General features: G+C 56.3%; 14 protein-coding genes, 1 tRNA gene and 1 pseudogene. 7 read left to right on the top strand and 9 right to left on the bottom strand.

Features of this window, described 5'->3' with window-relative positions; translation table 11 throughout:
• Positions 1–2: 2 nt before the first annotated feature.
• Positions 3–2255, bottom strand: a complete 2253-nt coding sequence (locus G6L28_RS04010; protein ID WP_174062506.1) for a heavy metal translocating P-type ATPase — start codon at positions 2253–2255, stop codon at positions 3–5.
• 238 nt (positions 2256–2493) lie between these two features.
• Between G6L28_RS04010 and G6L28_RS04005 the strand changes: the two genes are divergently transcribed.
• Positions 2494–3369 carry a DMT family transporter gene (locus G6L28_RS04005; RefSeq protein WP_174062505.1) on the top strand — a complete coding sequence of 292 codons (876 nt, stop codon included), beginning with the start codon at positions 2494–2496 and terminating at the stop codon, positions 3367–3369.
• Between the two features lie 3 nt (positions 3370–3372).
• Here G6L28_RS04005 and G6L28_RS04000 read toward each other — a convergent pair whose 3' ends face one another.
• Both G6L28_RS04000 and rocF read right to left on the bottom strand, forming a co-directional pair.
• Positions 3373–4452, bottom strand: coding sequence for an ornithine cyclodeaminase (locus G6L28_RS04000; RefSeq protein WP_174062504.1), 1080 nt, complete (start codon positions 4450–4452; stop codon positions 3373–3375).
• Positions 4453–4466: 14 nt separating this feature from the next.
• Complete coding sequence (gene rocF / locus G6L28_RS03995; RefSeq protein ID WP_174062503.1) at positions 4467–5387, bottom strand: arginase; 921 nt, start codon at positions 5385–5387, stop codon at positions 4467–4469.
• A 128-nt stretch (positions 5388–5515) separates the two neighbouring features.
• On the opposite strand from rocF, the gene G6L28_RS03990 reads away from it, so the two are divergent.
• Together G6L28_RS03990 and G6L28_RS03985 are read left to right on the top strand one after the other, a co-directional pair.
• A complete protein-coding gene (locus G6L28_RS03990; RefSeq protein ID WP_174062502.1) occupies positions 5516–5953 on the top strand; it encodes an Lrp/AsnC family transcriptional regulator in 438 nt (145 codons plus the stop codon).
• Between the two features lie 104 nt (positions 5954–6057).
• A tRNA-Gln gene (locus tag G6L28_RS03985) sits at positions 6058–6131 on the top strand.
• A 295-nt stretch (positions 6132–6426) separates the two neighbouring features.
• On the opposite strand, the gene G6L28_RS03980 is transcribed toward G6L28_RS03985, so the two are convergent.
• The 6 genes from G6L28_RS03980 to G6L28_RS03955 form a co-directional block, all read right to left on the bottom strand.
• A complete protein-coding gene (locus G6L28_RS03980) occupies positions 6427–8433 on the bottom strand; it encodes an alpha-glucosidase (protein ID WP_174062501.1) in 2007 nt (668 codons plus the stop codon).
• Positions 8434–8479: 46 nt separating this feature from the next.
• Complete coding sequence (locus G6L28_RS03975) at positions 8480–9334, bottom strand: carbohydrate ABC transporter permease (protein WP_174062500.1); 855 nt, start codon at positions 9332–9334, stop codon at positions 8480–8482.
• A gap of 3 nt (positions 9335–9337) precedes the next feature.
• Complete coding sequence (locus G6L28_RS03970; RefSeq protein ID WP_337795746.1) at positions 9338–10270, bottom strand: sugar ABC transporter permease; 933 nt, start codon at positions 10268–10270, stop codon at positions 9338–9340.
• 77 nt (positions 10271–10347) lie between these two features.
• Positions 10348–11574 (bottom strand): ABC transporter substrate-binding protein, encoded by a 1227-nt coding sequence (locus G6L28_RS03965; RefSeq protein WP_174062499.1) that lies wholly within the window; start codon positions 11572–11574, stop codon positions 10348–10350.
• A gap of 54 nt (positions 11575–11628) precedes the next feature.
• A complete protein-coding gene (locus tag G6L28_RS03960; RefSeq protein WP_174062498.1) occupies positions 11629–12705 on the bottom strand; it encodes an ABC transporter ATP-binding protein in 1077 nt (358 codons plus the stop codon).
• A gap of 188 nt (positions 12706–12893) precedes the next feature.
• Positions 12894–13598 carry a GntR family transcriptional regulator gene (locus G6L28_RS03955; protein WP_174062497.1) on the bottom strand — a complete coding sequence of 235 codons (705 nt, stop codon included), beginning with the start codon at positions 13596–13598 and terminating at the stop codon, positions 12894–12896.
• A gap of 103 nt (positions 13599–13701) precedes the next feature.
• Here G6L28_RS03955 and G6L28_RS03950 point away from each other — a divergent pair, with 103 nt between their 5' ends.
• The 4 genes and pseudogenes from G6L28_RS03950 to G6L28_RS03935 form a co-directional block, all read left to right on the top strand.
• The gene (locus G6L28_RS03950; RefSeq protein ID WP_174062496.1) at positions 13702–14859 is read left to right on the top strand and encodes an LLM class flavin-dependent oxidoreductase; all 1158 of its coding nucleotides are present in this window, start codon (positions 13702–13704) and stop codon (positions 14857–14859) included.
• Positions 14859–15749: an aldo/keto reductase gene (locus G6L28_RS03945; protein WP_174062495.1), complete on the top strand. Its 891-nt coding sequence runs from the start codon at positions 14859–14861 to the stop codon at positions 15747–15749. The genes G6L28_RS03950 and G6L28_RS03945 overlap by 1 nt, the downstream gene beginning before the upstream one ends.
• The gene (locus G6L28_RS03940) at positions 15749–16273 is read left to right on the top strand and encodes a flavin reductase family protein (protein WP_174062494.1); all 525 of its coding nucleotides are present in this window, start codon (positions 15749–15751) and stop codon (positions 16271–16273) included. Before G6L28_RS03945 ends, G6L28_RS03940 begins: the two co-directional genes overlap by 1 nt.
• A 647-nt stretch (positions 16274–16920) precedes the next feature.
• Positions 16921–17051: pseudogene (locus tag G6L28_RS03935) on the top strand (IS481 family transposase); the annotation flags it as partial.

The raw sequence follows: 17051 nt of genomic DNA, 5'->3' as shown, positions 1-17051 counted from the left end.
TGTCACTTGACGGGCCTTAACAGCCGCAGGGCGTTCATCGTCACGAGAACCGTCGCACCGGTATCGGCTAGAATAGCCGGCCAAAGCCCGGTGATCCCTATGATCGTCGTCACCAGAAACACTGCCTTCAGTCCCAGGGACATGGCAATATTCTGAAAGATATTGCGCATGGTGCGCTGTGAAAGCTCTATCATCTTTGCAACGTCACCTACGCGCCCATGCAGAATGGCGGCATCCGCCGTTTCCAGAGCGACGTCCGTACCACCGCCCATGGCAATACCGATATCGGCAGCGGCAAGTGCTGGCGCATCGTTGATGCCGTCGCCCACCTTGCCAACGACAAAACCTTGCAGCTTCAACTCACCCACGATCCGCTGCTTGTCTTCAGGCATAAGCTCGGCGCGCACCTCGATGCCGAGTTTTTCCCCGATTGCTGCTGCGGTGCGTTTGTTGTCACCCGTCAGCATCACGACTTTTACGCCAGCACTTTTGAGTGCATTCACACCGTCGATGGCATCGCGACGCGGCTCATCCCGCATGGCGATTGCGCCCGCCAGTTTGCCATCCACGACCAGCACGGAAACCGTCTTTCCTTCATCGTTGAGCGAAGTCATCATTCGTTGATGCGCGAAGGGAACGGTGACAATCTCTGCCGCGGCCTTTGGCGATCCGAAGAAAATATTCTGCCCTTCGACCGTTGCCGTCACCCCTTTGCCGCCGAGCGCTTTGGCATTCTCTGCGAACGGTACGTCGATCTCGTCCTCTTCTCCCTTGCCAAGAATGGCCAACGCGAGCGGATGGCTCGATCCCGTCTCGAGCGCAGCGGCAAGACGCAATATTTCCGGGCCGGATTTGCCGAACGGTACGAGATCGGTCACTTTGGGCTTGCCTTCCGTCAGCGTGCCGGTCTTGTCCATAGCGACGGCAGTCACCTTGCCCAAACCCTCGAGAACCGCACCGCCTTTCATCAGCAGCCCACGCCTAGCACCGGCGGAAAGCGATGCGGCTATGGCAGCTGGCGTGGAAATAACAAGCGCGCAAGGGCATCCGATCAGAAGAATGGCCAGTCCCTTGTAGACCCACTCGGCCCAGGCACCGCCCATGAACAATGGCGGAATGATTACTACCAGTGCCGCAACGAGGACTACGCCCGGCGTATAATACTTCGAGAAGCGGTCGATAAATCGCTCCGTCGGCGCTTTGCTTTCCTGTGCTTCCTCCACCAGCTTTACGACGCGAGCGATGGTATTGTCTTCAGCAGATGCCGTCACACGAATGCGAAGCGCCGCATCGCCATTCACCGTTCCGGCAAATACAGCATCTTCCGCGCCCTTGCGCACGGGTACGCTCTCGCCCGTCACAGGCGCTTCATCAATTGCGCTTTCACCCGAAACGATAATACCATCGGCAGAAATCCGATCGCCCGGACGCACCAGAATGATGGCGCCGACAGCAAGTGTTTCCGCTGGAACTTCCCGCGTCTTGCCCGCCTCTTCCAGAAGTGCTGTCTTCGGAACAAGTGCGGCAAGAGACTTGATACTGTCGCGCGCCTTACCCGCTGCGACACCCTCCAGCAGCTCCCCGACGAGAAACAGGAAAACAACCGCAGCCGCCTCTTCCGTGGCATTGATGACGAGCGCACCGACCGCGGCAATCGTCATCAGCATCTCGATTGAAAAAGGCGTACCCGCCAATGCCGCCATAATGGCGCGACGTGCAATCGGCACGAGGCCAACGAGCATGGCAAGTGCGAAAGCATAGAGCTGTATCGATGGGAAAAGATGCCCGACGCCGTAGGCAATAACCAGTGCCAGACCCGCCAAAATCGTCGACCGACCCTTTTTGCTCTTCCACCACGGTCCGCTGGAGAGGCCGTGATCATGGCCATGCAGTCCCTCAACGTCAGAGAACGTTGCGGCTTGAGCGGCATGATCTTGGGTCGCATGATCATGAGCGTGACTTTTATCGTGGTCGTGATGCGCGTGATTGCAGGACGGGCCATGCACATGTGCCGGCTTCTTGCTGGTTTCGCGCCCGGACAATTTCTCAACCGTGTAGCCGAGCCCTTTCACTTTTCTGCCGATTGCCTCCAGATCGCTGCCCTCGGCATGGTTGAGCGTCATCGTACCCGCAGTAACGGAAACCGAGACGTCCTCAACACCCGGCATACGCCGAACTGCCGTGTCGATCTTACTGGCGCAGGATGCACAATCCATGCCGCCGATTCGAAATCTGGTTGTCGAAAACGCGCTCATATCCATATTCCCGATTTTATCTGAATATGGTCTACGACCTCTAGCAACTAGAGATACAAGAGCGATTTTTGAAAATTTTTAGTCGCTCATCTGTGCTGTTGTTGTTGCAAGGCAGCTATTCGCTGACAAACCGTCGTGGAACGCCTAAAGCACTTTCGTGACTCGTATTTTCCGTTACATTCACGACATCTAAAAATTACTGGTGCCTTTCCTGCACCGGTTCAGCCCAGAGTTTTATATGCCCTCCCAATCAGCCGGATTACTTTACGCGCTTTTGGCGTTCACGATTTTTGCAGCACAGGATGGCATCTCGAAGCATCTGGGCCAGACCTATTCGCCGGTTTTCGTGACGATGCTACGCTATTGGGCCTTCGCGATTTTCGTCGTCATTATAGCGGCGCGCTCTCAAGGTGGCGTAAAGGGAGCGGCGTATTCAAACCGCTTCTGGCTTCAGGTAAGCCGCGGTGTCCTCCTTGCGGTGCAGATCATTTTTGCGATCATATCCTTTACCACGGTCGGACTGGCCCACACGCACTCCATCTTCGCGTCCACCCCTCTCATCGTAGCGGCATTGTCGGTTCCGCTGCTCGGTGAAAAAGTTGGCTGGCGACGCTGGTCAGCGATCCTTGTGGGGTTCATTGGTGTTTTGATCATTCTGAAACCGGACGAAACCGGTTTCGATCTCACCCTGCTCATCACTTTCGTCGCAGCCTTCATGCTGGCGCTCTATGGCGTGTTGACCAGACTTGCCAGCCGCAGCGACACTGCGATGACGAGCTTTTTCTATACCGGTGTTGCCGGTGCCGCAGCGCTTACCCTTGTGGGCCCGTTTTACTGGGTCAACATGGCACCGCAGGACTGGCTATGGATGCTGGCCCTCTGCATCACCGGAGCCAGCGGGCACTATCTGCTAATCCGTGCCTTCGAACTCGCCGATGCCGCCTCCGTTCAACCCTTTTCCTATTATCAGCTCGTTTTGGTTTCCATCGTCGGCGTTACCATCTACGGCGAAGTGCTGACGCTACATATGGTCATCGGAGCAATGGTCGTTATTGCCGCCGGTCTTTTTACGATATGGCGCGAACAGATGGCCGCCCGCAAAAATCGGCGCTAGACCTCAAGCGATTGCCGCAGCCGCAGGCTTTCCGTTTGCCGCCTCGCATCTCAGCAACATACCGTAGAGATCGCGTGGATCGTCCGGGTCTGCCAGCAGGTCCAGATCATCGAACAGGCCAGTCGCGGCCAGCTTGGAACGAACGTAACGCAACGCTGAAAAGTCCTCGATTGCAAAGCCCACACTATCGAAGAGTGTAATTTGCCGACCGTCCGTTCTGCCGGCTGCCAAGCCTGCCATGACTTGCCATAGCTCCATCACCGGATGGTCCTCATCCAGTTGTTGAATTTCACCCTCTATGCGCGTCTGCGGCGGGTATTCCACAAAAATATCAGAGCGCAGCAGTATGTCCCGGTGTAGTTCCGTCTTACCCGGGCAATCGCCACCAATTGCGTTGATATGGACTCCGGGTCCGACCATGTTGTCCGTCAGGATCGTAGCATACTGCTTGTCGGCGGTGACGGTGGTGATGATGTCTACACCTTCCACCGCTTCTTCCGCACTATCGCAGATAATAATGGAAAAGCCCTGCCCGGCGAGATTTGCTTCGCATTTTCTGCTCGCTGCCGGATCGATATCATAGAGCTTCAATTGGTCGACACCCAATATCGCCTTGAAGGCGCGAGCCTGAAATTCGCTCTGTGCGCCATTGCCGATGATCGCCATGGAACGGGCATCAGACCTTGCAAGATGTCTGGCCGCCACAGCCGAGGTTGCTGCAGTTCGGAGCGCGGTCAGTATCGTCATCTCGGAAAGCAGCAGCGGATAGCCGTTGCCAACATCGGAAAGAACACCGAAGGCCGTCACGGTCTGGCGCCCTTCTTTCGTGTTCTTTGGATGCCCGTTCACGTATTTGAAGCCATAAAGCGTGCCATCGCTGGTCGGCATGAGCTCGATGACGCCCTCATTCGAGTGAGAGGCTATCCGCGGTGTTTTATCGAAGGATTCCCAACGCAGGAAATCTTCCTCAATCACATCTGCCAACTCGCGCAGAAAAGTCTCGATACCGACTTTCAAAAGCAGTCGCATCATGTGGTCGACGCTGACGAAGGGGACGATGTTCAGTTTAGGTGCAGCAGTCATTGGTTTCCTCCTCGTCAGCCTGCCCGAGTGGGGCGGTCCATTACGCGTTTGCCCATGAGGCTTGCCGTCAGATCCACCATCAAGGTTGCCGTGCGTCCCCGCTCATCCAGAAAGGGGTTGAGTTCGACCAGATCGAGGCTGGAGACGAGACCGCTGTCATGCAGCATTTCCATAACCAGATGCGCTTCCCGAAATGTCGCACCACCCGGCACGGTCGTGCCCACGGCGGGCGCAATGGCGGGATCGAGAAAATCGACATCGAAACTCACATGCAAAAGCCCGTTCGCCGCCTCGACGCGTGCAAGAAATTCGCGCAACAACACTGCCATGCCGTGTTCGTCGATGGAGCGCATGTCGTGAATGGTGATGCCAGAGTCCCGCAACGCTGCGCGCTCTGCAGGGTCTACGCTGCGGATACCGATCATGCAGATATTGGATGGATCGACAGGGTGTATCAACGGCGGGAAATAGCCGTCGAAACCGCTTCGCCCAGTGTAATAAGCCACCGGTGTACCATGCAGATTACCGCTGCTAGTCGTGTCGAGCGTGTGGAAGTCCGTATGGGCATCCAGCCAGAGCACAAAGAGAGGCCTGCCCGCTTCGCCAGCCCGACGGGCAAGACCCGCGACCGTGCCTGCCGAAAGCGCGTGATCACCGCCCAGGAAGATCGGCATCGCCTCCGCGCTCTCACGATATGCGACATCGATCAGCGCTTCAGTCCACGCAACGGTTTCGGGCAGATGATGAACCGCAGGATTTGGATGGGTCAATTCACGAAAAGGCGCCGGTGTAATATTGCCGAGATCCGTGACGCTGTGTCCCAGTTCTTCCAGAGCGACCTTGAGGCCAGCAATTCGCAGGGCGCTTGGCCCCATTTCACAGCCCAATTGTCCGGCACCGATCTGTAACGGAACACCAATAAGTTTGCAGTCCACACCGCTCTCCATCGTTTATCACAAAAGACATCAGATCATGAACAGATGGCAGAACGAACAGTTTAGATTGGCAAGATAAGGGATAGGACTTATCATTTCGATCAATCAAACCGTCAATTTGGTGATTCATGGACAGTCTTGACGAAAAGCTGATTACACTTCTCCGCCACAACGGAAGACGGAGCATTTCCGATCTCGCGCTTGAAACAGATGCATCGCGAGCGACCGTGCGGGCTAGAATCGAGAAACTGGAACGGACGGGCACGATCGTCGGCTACACCGTCATCCTGCGGGCCGATACGGTGGAGGAAGCGATCCGCGGCATCATGATGATCGAGATCGAGGGGCACGTAACTGACCGCGTTATCAAAACGCTCGGAGGGTTTTCGGAAATTTCGGAAATTCACTCCACCAATGGCCGTTGGGATTTGATCCTGGAACTTAGCGCGGCCAGCCTGACCGATTTCGACGCCGCTCTGCGCCGCATCCGCCTCGTTCCCGGCATCACCGGCAGCGAAACCAGTCTCCTGCTCTCGACCCCGCGCTCCACCAAAGCCAGACTTTGAGTAGCCGTCTAAAAAGAACACCCGAAAATGAATTTTGCACTTGCATGGACAGATAAATCATTTATAGACGCCCCTATCGAAGCGGCGCAGCCACTCCGAAGCGTTGGGGAATAGTTCAACGGTAGAACGACGGACTCTGACTCCGTTAATCTTGGTTCGAATCCAGGTTCCCCAGCCAACGCTTTCCTAAAGCCAAGAAATTCCTCATTATACATTAAGATGCAGTTCCGCATTCTTGGCGCCTCTGATGCCCACACGAATTAAATGACGCGGATTGGGCGACAGATGCAAATGCTAGTGGAGCATTAGTTTCTTCTGGCTACGTATAGGTGCGGATGATGTGGCGCCTTTTGCAGGCGCCATAACGTGTCTGTTAAGAACCAACGCCGCTCGCAAGTCTATGGCGAAAAGCGACAGATCGCTCTTCGCCATAGACTTGAAAACGCGGCGAGGTCTTCTTACTCTGGCTCCGTTCAGACATCTCGGATGGCGGCGAACAGCTCCGCGCTTTGGGTGTCCTGACGGTAGAAGATTGGCGGGCTGCCCACTGGGGCTGGCACGATTACCTCGTGGCCGCCTTCATAGATTTGGCCACTCCACACATGCACCCATGTGGTGCTTTTAGGAAGATATAGAGTTCGCTCTGCTTCGCCCGCCCTCCAAACCGGAGCGACGAGCAGGTCGCGGCCGTAGAGATAAGCGTCCTGAATGGCATAGGTGCGCGCATCTTCTTCATGGTGCAGGAAAAGGGGCCGTTGAACGGGAAGCCCTGTCTGTGCCGCTTCGTGTGAGAAAGCCTTGAGATAAGGCGCGAGATGGACGTAAATCTTGGTCATGCGGGCAAAATGTGCCAGCACCGCCTCGTCCTGATCGAGCTGAAGATTGTCACGTGGACGATTGCCCTCATGGGTGCGCATTACCGGTGTAAACGCCGCCATTTCAGCCCAGCGCATGAAGAGTTCTGCCGTGCGAACATTGCCGAAGAGGCTGGTGTAGCCGCCGATATCCGAATGGTGGTATGCGTTTCCAAGAAGTCCGGAGGACAGCGCGCCCGACATGACCGTGACGAGGCCGTCATGACGGGTGAAATCAACCGACTGGTCCCCGCCCCAGAGAAGAGGGCAATGCGCCTGTACGCCGGTAAAGCCTGCACGCATGAAGAACAGCGTTTCACCGGTCTTGCCACGGCTTTTTACCGCCTTCGCGTTCACCTCGGCCCACAGGGTCGGCCAAGCGTTGTGCATCAGTTTCGCATCGACGCCGTTGGCGAGATTGATGTCGATCGGCAAATACTCACCGAAGTCGGCCATCCAGCCAGAAAGGCCGAAGTCCAGCATGTTCTTGGCAATGACATCTTCCGCAAACCATTCAGCAGCATCCGGGTTTGTGAAATCGACTACGCCACAGTCGAATTCGCCGAAGTCGACCAATGCGGTCTTTCCCTCGTCATCCGTCGCGAAATAGCCCTTAGCTTCGGCTTCAGGAAAGAGCGAACCATCGACGCAGAGATAAGGGTTCACGTAGCCGAGAAAGCGAATGTCGCTATCGGCGAGCTCCGCGATCTTCTGGCGTAGCGCAGGGTAACGCTCATCATTGGCTTTCCAGTCCCAGAACAACCGTGCGCCGAATGATGTGTGGCGAAGGCCAACCCAGTCCTCGCACCAGAGCCCGGAGACCTTAACACCGGCGGCACGGATCTTGTCCAGCCGGGCGAAGGATTTTTCGCCGTTCTTGAGGCCGATGATCGCACCGCCATAGACCCATTCCGGCAGTTCAGGCTGACGCCCGAAGCGAAGCGAAAGCTGGCTGACGATATCTACGAAAGTATCCGCCGCAAACAACTCGATGCGGTCCGGAATGGCCCAGATTTCGATCTCGTGAAAATTTTCCCGGCGAAAATCGAAAACGGAATAAGCGTTCGTTTCGACATGCAAGGCATAATGCCGAGACGACAAGTAAGTCGGCTGCGGATAATTGGTGTGGTAATAGTCCCCACCCGCCTTGCTTTGCACGTCCGATTTGAAGGTGATCTCCGTCGTCTTGTCACGACCGACGCCAGGTTCTGACGTCCAAAGCGGAAAGCGGCGACCGCGCATGTCGAAATAGGACATCTGCTCGCCACCGCCCCAGACATGCTCACCCTTTTCGGCAGCAAAACGCAACCAGAGACGATTGATCGATGGATCGAGTGCTTCAAGATGAACAGTATTGTTCTGAAGCCGAAGGAGCAGACGCGCGGGCTGTCCCGCTGCTGCAGAAAGCCTGACTGTCTCGCCATCGACCTCGGCATGGGAAAGCGCCACGCGCTCGACCACGTAGTCCTCGATATCGAAGTTGCCGCGATACATGTCAATCCGCTCTTCGCCCCTGCCCGCGAAAAAGGCCGGGGCATCCGTGCTGTGTCGCAGGACGAGCGTGCCATTGATGGAGAGATCGAAACCATCTGCTGTCTTTTCGAAATGCATAGTACAAACTTTCATTCGCGGGGCAGTTCGCGTTCAATGGGCGTTGGCTGAGCTAAGAAGGTCAGCCCTTGATACCGCCTGCGGTGAGGCCGGAAACGACGCGTTCCTGGAAGATTACGATCAGGATCGCAACCGGCACGATGCCGACCACAAGCGCTGCCGAAATGACTGGCCAGGGGAAGGCGAATTCACCTTGATAAAGCTGAATGCCAACCGGCAAGGTGCGAAGCGCGGGATTGGAGTTGAAGGACAGCGCCAGAAGGAATTCGTCCCAGGCGTTGACGAAGGCGAGAATGCCTGCGGTGAATACGCCGGGCGCGCAAAGCGGCACGACGATCTTGAACAGAGCGCCGATGCGCGTGCAACCATCGATCATCGCCGCATTTTCCAGATCACGTGGGATGCCTTCGAAGAAGGAGACGAGCATCAACGTGCAGACCGGCAGCGACAGGACGGTATAGGGCAGAACAAGTGCTACCCATGTGTTGAGCAGGTTAAGCGTCCGCATGGTTTCAAACAGCGGCACGAGCAGGGTGACGAGTGGAAAGGTCGATACCGCGATGATGACGGACAGGATGAGATTGCGATATCGCAGATTGAGACGGGCCAGCGCATAGGCTGCCAGGACCGAAACAAGCAGTGTCAGTGCGGTGGACAGCAGTGCGACCATGAAGCTGTTAAAGAGGAAAATGTGCAGCGGCTGATCCGAAAAAGCCTGCATGTAGTTTGCAAGCGTCGGAGCGTGCGGAAACCATGTAATCGGCTTTGCCGTCAGTTCGGCCTCGGTTTTGAGGGATGTGAAGAGAATCCACAGCGCCGGAAACATGCCGTTGATGACGAGCGCGGCACCCGCGAAAAAGCGCAAGGGCTTGCCGGAAAGTATGGAGGAAAGGCCGGAAGAGGAAACGGTGCTCATGGCTTATTCCTTCGTTCGGATGGCGCGCAGGTAGATGAAAGTCACGATCATGGAAAGCGCAAACATGACCACTGCAAGCGCCGAGCCATATCCGAGATCGAGAAACGAGACGGTATTCTGGTGGATATACATGGCAAGCGTCGCCGTGGACGTGCCCGGACCACCGCCCGTCATCATATAGGGAATGTCGAATGTCTGGAGCGCCGTAATCGTGCGAAAGATGAGGGCTACGACGATGGCTGGTTTCAGAAGCGGCAGCGTGATTTCGAAAAACTGGCGCAGGCGCCCAGCACCGTCTACATCCGCCGCCTCGTAAAGCGAGCGCGGTATGGTCTGGAGACCGGCGAGAATGATCAGCGCCATGAAGGACGATGTTTTCCAGATAATGGTCAGGCAGATCGCGGCAAAGGCCCAACCGGGGGAGTTGAACCAGATGATGCCCTCAAAGCCGAAGCGATTGAGCACGTCGTTCACGACGCCATATTCCGAGTGGAAAAACCATGCGAAAATCAGGCCCGCAAAGGAAAGAGGCAGCGCCCACGGAATAAGAAGCGACAGGCGTACCGGCCACTGAACACCGAAGGGAAGATTGGCCAGAAGTGCGAGGCCAAGCCCTACGAACAATGCGCCCGGCACCGTGATCAGCGTGATCAGCACCGTATTCCACGTTGTCTCCCAGAAGACCGGATCTTCCAGCATCAGCCGGTAGTTATCGAGCCCGACGAATTCCGCGGGAAGACCGGATGTGAGCGACAGGTTGAACAGGCTGGTATAACCCAGCTTCATCACGGGATAGACGATGATCAGCGCAAGCAGAATGCCGGCCGGCGCAAGCAGCAGAACAGCCAGCGCGCGGTCGCCCAGATCGAGCCAGTTCGACCAGCGCGGCGCGGGCTTGTCCACGCCGTGCGTGACGTGCAGAGACGAGGTTGTCACCGTCGCATCTCCCAATGAGTCTGAATTGACAGGCAGGAAATGCCGATGACACATCGGCATTTCCTTAAGGTCGACGTTTATCGAATGATCCGCTTGAGACGCGTTTCGATCTGCGCCGCACCGTCTTCCGGTGTTGTGACGCCCGCCAGCACGGCATTGACAGTGGTACGAATGACTTCGCTGACCTCGTTATAGCGTGGCGTTACCGGACGCGGCTTTGCCGTTTCCACCACCTGCAGCGCATCGGCAAACCAAGGTGCGGCCTTCAGAACAGCTTCATCCTTGTAGGCGGCAGGATATGTCGGCAGCAGGGAGGCGTTGACGCCCATGAAGGTGGAAACTTCCTGGCTGGAAAGATATTCGACCAGCTTCTGCGCATCGTCCTTGTGGTTGGAGTAGGCGGAAACGCCCCACTCCCAGCCGCCGAGGCAGGTCGCCTGCTCACCACCGGCAACCGCCGGAAGGCGTGCTACGCCGACCTTACCGGCAACGGCGGATTCCTTGCCCTGAGACTGCGCCCACGCGTAAGACCAGTTGACGGCAAAGACTACATTACCTGCCTGGAATTCCTTGCGCGTATCGTCAGTTGCGACCTCGGCGATGTTCTTCTTGGCGACACCCTGATCGACAAAGCTCTTCCAGAGCTTCAGCGAATTGACGGCTGCTTCCTTGTCGAAGGTCAGCTTGCCGTTTTCGACAAGGTTCTTGCCCTGGCTCCAGTATGGCAACAGGAAGGTGCAGACCGCGCCTTCGATCGCCTTACCCTGGAAGGAAAGCCCTTGGAGATCGGGGGTCTTTTCGCCTTCAGTGATTTTCTTGGCTGCTGCGGTCAATTCGTCCCAAGTCTTGGGTGGCGCGATGCCATATTTATCGAGCAGATCCTTGCGGTAGTAGAGGAACATGGAATCCGCGAAAGCCGGAAGGGCGACAACCTTGCCATCGACGGTGTTTGCTTCCGAATAGGCCGGCAAATAGGTAGACATGTCCTTGCCCTCGAAAGGCACGGTCCAGCCAGCCGCGGCAAACTGCGCAGGGCGAATGACGTCGAGGATCAGGACGTCTAGCGAAGAATCCTTCGCAGACATGATGGTGTTGAGATACTGGGCCTGGGCTTCAGAGGTATTGCCGCCAGTTTCAATGGCGACCTTTGTGCCGGGGTTTGCAGCCTCGTACTTGTCCAGAACCTGACGCCAGACCTGTGGCTGATGCTGACTGGAGATGTAGATCTTCAGATCGGCAGCGCTTGCAAGCGAACTGGAAAAGGCCAACGCCACAAGTGCGCCCTTAAGAATGTTGAGTTTCATTTTATCCTCCCGGTTTGAAATAGGGTCGTGGCAGGCTCCTCTACCACGCAAAGCTCAGTTAATGACACGCTCTGTCTGCGCATCGAACAGATGAATTCTAGACGGATCGACACCGATCCGGATCGTTTCGCCCACAACCGGGCGCGCATCCGGCGCCATGCGGGCGGTCAGCGTATCGCTGCCGATGTTGAAATGCACCAACGTGTCAGACCCGAGCGGTTCGACAACCTGCACCTGAGCGGAAATGACAGCCGCATCATCCTGTGCGGGCCCGAAGTGTTCCGGGCGTATACCGATGAGTATATCGCGTCCCTCGTTCGCCGCTGCTTCACCAAGACGCAGGCTTGGTGAAGAGAGCGCATCACCATTGCCCAACCGCAACTGACCACCCGACACCTTGCCTTTGGCAAAATTCATTGCAGGCGATCCGACGAAGCCCCCGACAAAAACGCTCTGTGGACGGTTGTAAACCTCGTCTGGTGTGCCGACCTGCTCGATCTCTCCGCCTTTCAGGATGACGATGCGGTCAGCCAGCGTCATGGCCTCGACCTGATCGTGCGTGACGTAGATGATGGTCGTTCCGATCTGCTGGTGAAGGCGCTTGATCTCTGTGCGAACCTGCCCGCGCAGCTTGGCGTCAAGGTTGGACAGGGGCTCATCGAACAGGAACACCTGTGGTCGGCGCACGATGGCGCGACCCATGGCCACGCGCTGGCGCTGTCCGCCGGAGAGCTGGCCGGGGCGGCGATCGAGAAGGTGGCCAATGCCCAGCATTTCCGCCGCATCGTTGATACGGTTATTTGCTTCGGCCTGCGGAACGCCGCGAACCTTAAGGCTGAAGCCCATATTCTCACGTACAGTTTTGTGCGGATAAAGCGCGTAATCCTGAAACACCATGGCGATATCTCGCCCACGTGGTGGAAGATCGTTTACTTTCGTATCGCCGATGCGAATTTCGCCGCCGCTGATCGTTTCCAGTCCGGCTACCATGCGAAGCGTCGTGGACTTGCCACAACCGGACGGACCGACGAACACCACGAATTCGCCATCGGCGATTTCGAGATCGATCCCCTTGACGATGCGAAGGGCACCGTAGGTCTTTTCCAAATTACGCAGGCTTATGGAAGCCATCTATCCCTCCCAGGCCTCGCCTTTGCCGGCGAGCTAATTGACAAAAATCATACTTACGAAAAATAAGAAATCAATAGTGTATCAATTTTATTCATTTCGCGTTTTTTCATCTGATTTTTGGTTGATATCACGAGATAATTTCCACGGTTACAGCAGACATTAGACGTATCGGTCTTTCCGTTGCCTTTTCAGCGCAATCGGCTGACATATCGAGCAACGGTATGGTCGTACCACGTGTGCGACACCTCGGCCTTCTCGCCCTCGTGCGAATGACTGATGCGCAAAACATGGGGGGTAAGGTCACCCTGCGCTGGCCGGAAAACCGAAGGCGCCCAGCCAGGGACGCGCCCAAGATCGATGTAATCTTCGGCCTTCGCGATCCAGAGGTTCAATCGCGTACGATAATAAAGGTAGAGGGATTCGGACAAATCCTCGACCGCCATCGAATCGACGTAGGAACCATCAAGCCAAATTTCCTCGATTGCTGCGATCTTGCCGCCGATCCTGCGCAGACGACGGATGCGATGCCCCTCTGAAGACGTTCCAAACATCGGCAGGCTCTTGTCCTTTGCCTCTCGACTGACACTCAAAATTTCCGCGGTTGGCAAACCGCCGCCCTCAATCAGCTCCAGCCGGAACATGGCGTAGACACTCTGCGGATCGTTAATCGCGCGGATGTAATTGCCGGAACCCTGTATACGCTCCAGCAATCCGCGTCTTTCGAGTTCTGCGAGCGTCTTTCTGAGCGTACCGACCGCAATTCCCAGATCCTTGGCCATGTCGCGCTCAGGCGGAAGTTTCTCTCCGTCTATCAGCGAACCTGCGGCTATATCCCGCACAAGTGTCTCCGCGATCTGGAGATACACCGGCAAACTTCCCCTCGTACTCTTCATTTTCAACGCCTCATCTCCCACGGCATAAAAAATTGATACATTATTGATTTACATCAAGTCGGATGATATTCAAATAGCAACTGGACGTTAGGGAGGAAATTTTATGACTGTCGTACCCGTAACCTCTGCCGATCTCGATGCTGCCGAGGTGTCCTGGTTTTCAGCGCTTTGTTCCGATGATTACGCCTTTCTCGGCGTGCCGGACGGTAGCCTGCGTTCCAGCTGGGATCACTGCTCGTCGATCGTCAGAAAAGCTGAGGAACTCGGTTTCCGTAATATTCTCTGCCCTTCTTCTTACCAGGTCGGACAGGATACGCTCAGCTTCGTTGCAGGTTGTGCTCCCATTACACAAGACATCAATTTTCTGGCTGCAATCCGCTGCGGCGAGATGCAGCCCATCATGCTTGCGCGCACGGTTGCGACGCTCGATCACATGCTGAAGGGCCGCCTGACGCTCAATGTCATCAGCTCGGATTTCCCCGGCGAGGTTGCCGATAGCGCCTATCGTTACAGGCGTAGTCAGGAAGTGGTGGAGATACTGCGTAAGGCATGGACGCAGGATACGATCGACCATGACGGTGAAATCTATCAGTTCAAGAACGTTTCCACAGAACCTGCGAGACCCTATCAGCAGAACGGCGGCCCGCTGCTCTATTTCGGAGGCTATTCCCCAGACGCTTTGGAACTGTGTGGCGCGCAATGCGACGTCTACCTGATGTGGCCCGAGGTAAAAGAGCAGCTTGCGGAACGCATGCGTGCCGTCCATGCCCGCGCAGAAGCGCACGGACGCACTCTCGACTATGGTCTTCGCGTCCATATGATCGTTCGGGATACTGAGGCGGAAGCGCAAGAATATGCCGAGCATCTGGTTTCGAAACTCGATGACGAATATGGCCGCCAGATTCGTTCGCGGGCCCATGACAGCATTTCGCTCGGCGTTTCGCATCAGGCCAAAGCACGCGAACAGGCCGATCAGTTCGGTTATGTCGAACCCAACATGTGGACCGGCGTTGGCCGTGCAAGGTCTGGCTGCGGTGCAGCGCTTGTCGGTTCGACCGATAAGGTGCTTTCCAAGCTGGAAGAATACCAGAAGATGGGTATTCGTGCCTTCATCCTGTCCGGCTATCCGCACCTCGACGAGGCCGAGCATTTCGGACGCAAAGTTCTACCACAAATGAAAACCTGCTCTCTGCCGCATGTGCGCGGTAGAGTTCCTGCTGAAACCCCGGCAACTCCGCTGGGCAATGGAGAGCGCCACTAATGCAACGCATCGACATCACATCCGGCCTGTCCTTCAGCCGCCTCGTCTACGGCATGTGGCGTATCGGCGACGATGCCGACACATCGCCGCGCCATGTTCAGGCGAAGATCGAGGCTTGCCTTGCACAAGGCATCACCACCATGGATCAGGCCGACATCTATGGCGGCTATACTGCGGAAGCGATCCTCGGCGGCGGGCTTCGTGAAGCGCCTTCCCTACGAGACAAGATCGAAATCGTCACCAAGTGCGGCATCGTTGCACCCGCTGGCCGTCATTCGGCAGCACGCGTCAAGCACTACGACACGTCGGCAAAGCACATCACAGAATCCGTTGAAGCTTCTCTTCGTGACATGCACACGGATCGCATCGATCTCTTGCTGATCCATCGCCCGGACCCGATGCTGGACCCTGAAGAAACCGGAGCCGCGCTGGATGACCTGGTCGCGTCGGGCAAAGTCAGAAGCGTTGGCGTGTCGAATTTCCGCCCATGGGATTTTTCACTGCTGCAATCTAACATGACCGAAGAATTGGTCACGAACCAGATCGAAATCAGCCTTGCGGAAACCTCGTCTTTCACCAATGGAGATCTGGCGTATCTGCAGGAGCGCGACTTGCCGATCATGGCTTGGTCTCCTCTTGGCGGCGGATCGCTGATGAACCAGACCGGCCTGCTTTCTGACGCGCTTGACCGGGTTGCCCGAGAGCAAAACGTCGACACTGCCGCTGTGGCCGTTGCATGGCTGCTTCGCCATCCTGCCAAAATCCTGCCGGTCCTTGGTACGAACAACTTGGCGCGCATCGCCTCCATCTCCCAAGCGGAAAGCGTCGAGATGGACCGTCAGACGTGGTTCGAGCTCTATTCACTCGCAATTGGAAGTGAGGTGCCCTGATGACCCAGCTAAATGTCAATCTTCGTGAAGAACACAGCTTCGTTCCGGACGCGACCACGGCCCGCAGCTTCCGCAATGCACTTGGTACATTTCCCACAGGTGTGACCGTTGTAACCGTTGATACGCCAGACGGTCCGACGGGAATGACGGTAAACAGCTTTTCTTCCGTCTCTCTGGATCCCCCGCTCATTCTTTGGTCGCCCGCCAAGACTTCGTCGCGACACGACCTGTTCGCGAACGCCAAACACTTCGTCATTCATGTTCTGGATGCGGAACAGGATTCGCTCTGCTCCCGCTTCACCCGAGGCGGCCTGGGCTTTGCGGAACTAAATTGGCAATCGAACCCCGAGGGCGCGCCGATCATCCCCGGCACGCTCAGCCGGTTCGAGTGCGTCCAGTCGTCGATCTACGACGCGGGCGATCACTCGATCATTGTCGGACGCGTGCTCCGTGCCGCGCACCGCGAGGGAGAGCCGCTATGTTTCGCAAGGGGTGCATTCGGTCGGTTCACTGTAAGCGCTTAAACAGGAACCGTGGCAAATAAACCTTGACCGGAAGAGTTGCCGAACTTTGACATGGAACTTGGAAGGTCTCCAACAGCAGAAATTACCAGCTCCTGAGCAAATTCGATCTACCGAAATCGGTGAAATTTATTCGAAGCCGCCTTTGGCGGTGGTCCATTCAAATAACCCGGTGACCACTGACACCAGTGCGATCAAGAAAAGGTAGTTGGCTTCGAGCTCTTCATATCATGGTTGCATCGTCGCCAATCGTTTAGCAGGCAGAGCATCGCCCGGGACTCTCCATCCTTGACGACCGGCTAGACGAACTCGAAGCCTCGTCCGAACAGATTACCGCGGAACTTGCAGCTCCAGATGAGTCGATCCAGGATTTCTTCGAGAAGACTGCCAAGCTCAAGGCGCGGTTCAATCCGACCAATACCAAGATTACCATCTGCAAGCTGATCTTGCTTTCCCGCAACAATGGCGACGAGCAGGCTAGGCAGCGACTGTTACCGTCGTGCGCCAGTTCATCCAGAAGGTCGTGATTGGCAAGACGCCTGGCCATCAGCCGGCATCACTTGAGGTCCACGGTCGCATCACCAGTAGCCTAGGTGTTTGATCCCGGACTTTGATGGTGCATTATTTTCCCAAGCTTGGAGGGATGCACTATGGGACAAATTCTGCACGGCAGCGCCACGACGACGGAGGCAATCCGTCGAGCAATACAAAATAGTCAAGAGAGCCTGAGGGCTCTGTCAAAGCGCTACGGGATCAATCAGAAGACTGTGGCCAAGTGGCG

It is taken from the genome of Agrobacterium larrymoorei, assembly GCF_013322225.1.
In the GTDB taxonomy this organism is placed as follows: domain Bacteria; phylum Pseudomonadota; class Alphaproteobacteria; order Rhizobiales; family Rhizobiaceae; genus Agrobacterium; species Agrobacterium larrymoorei_A.
This window is presented reverse-complemented; position numbering and strand designations above follow the sequence as displayed.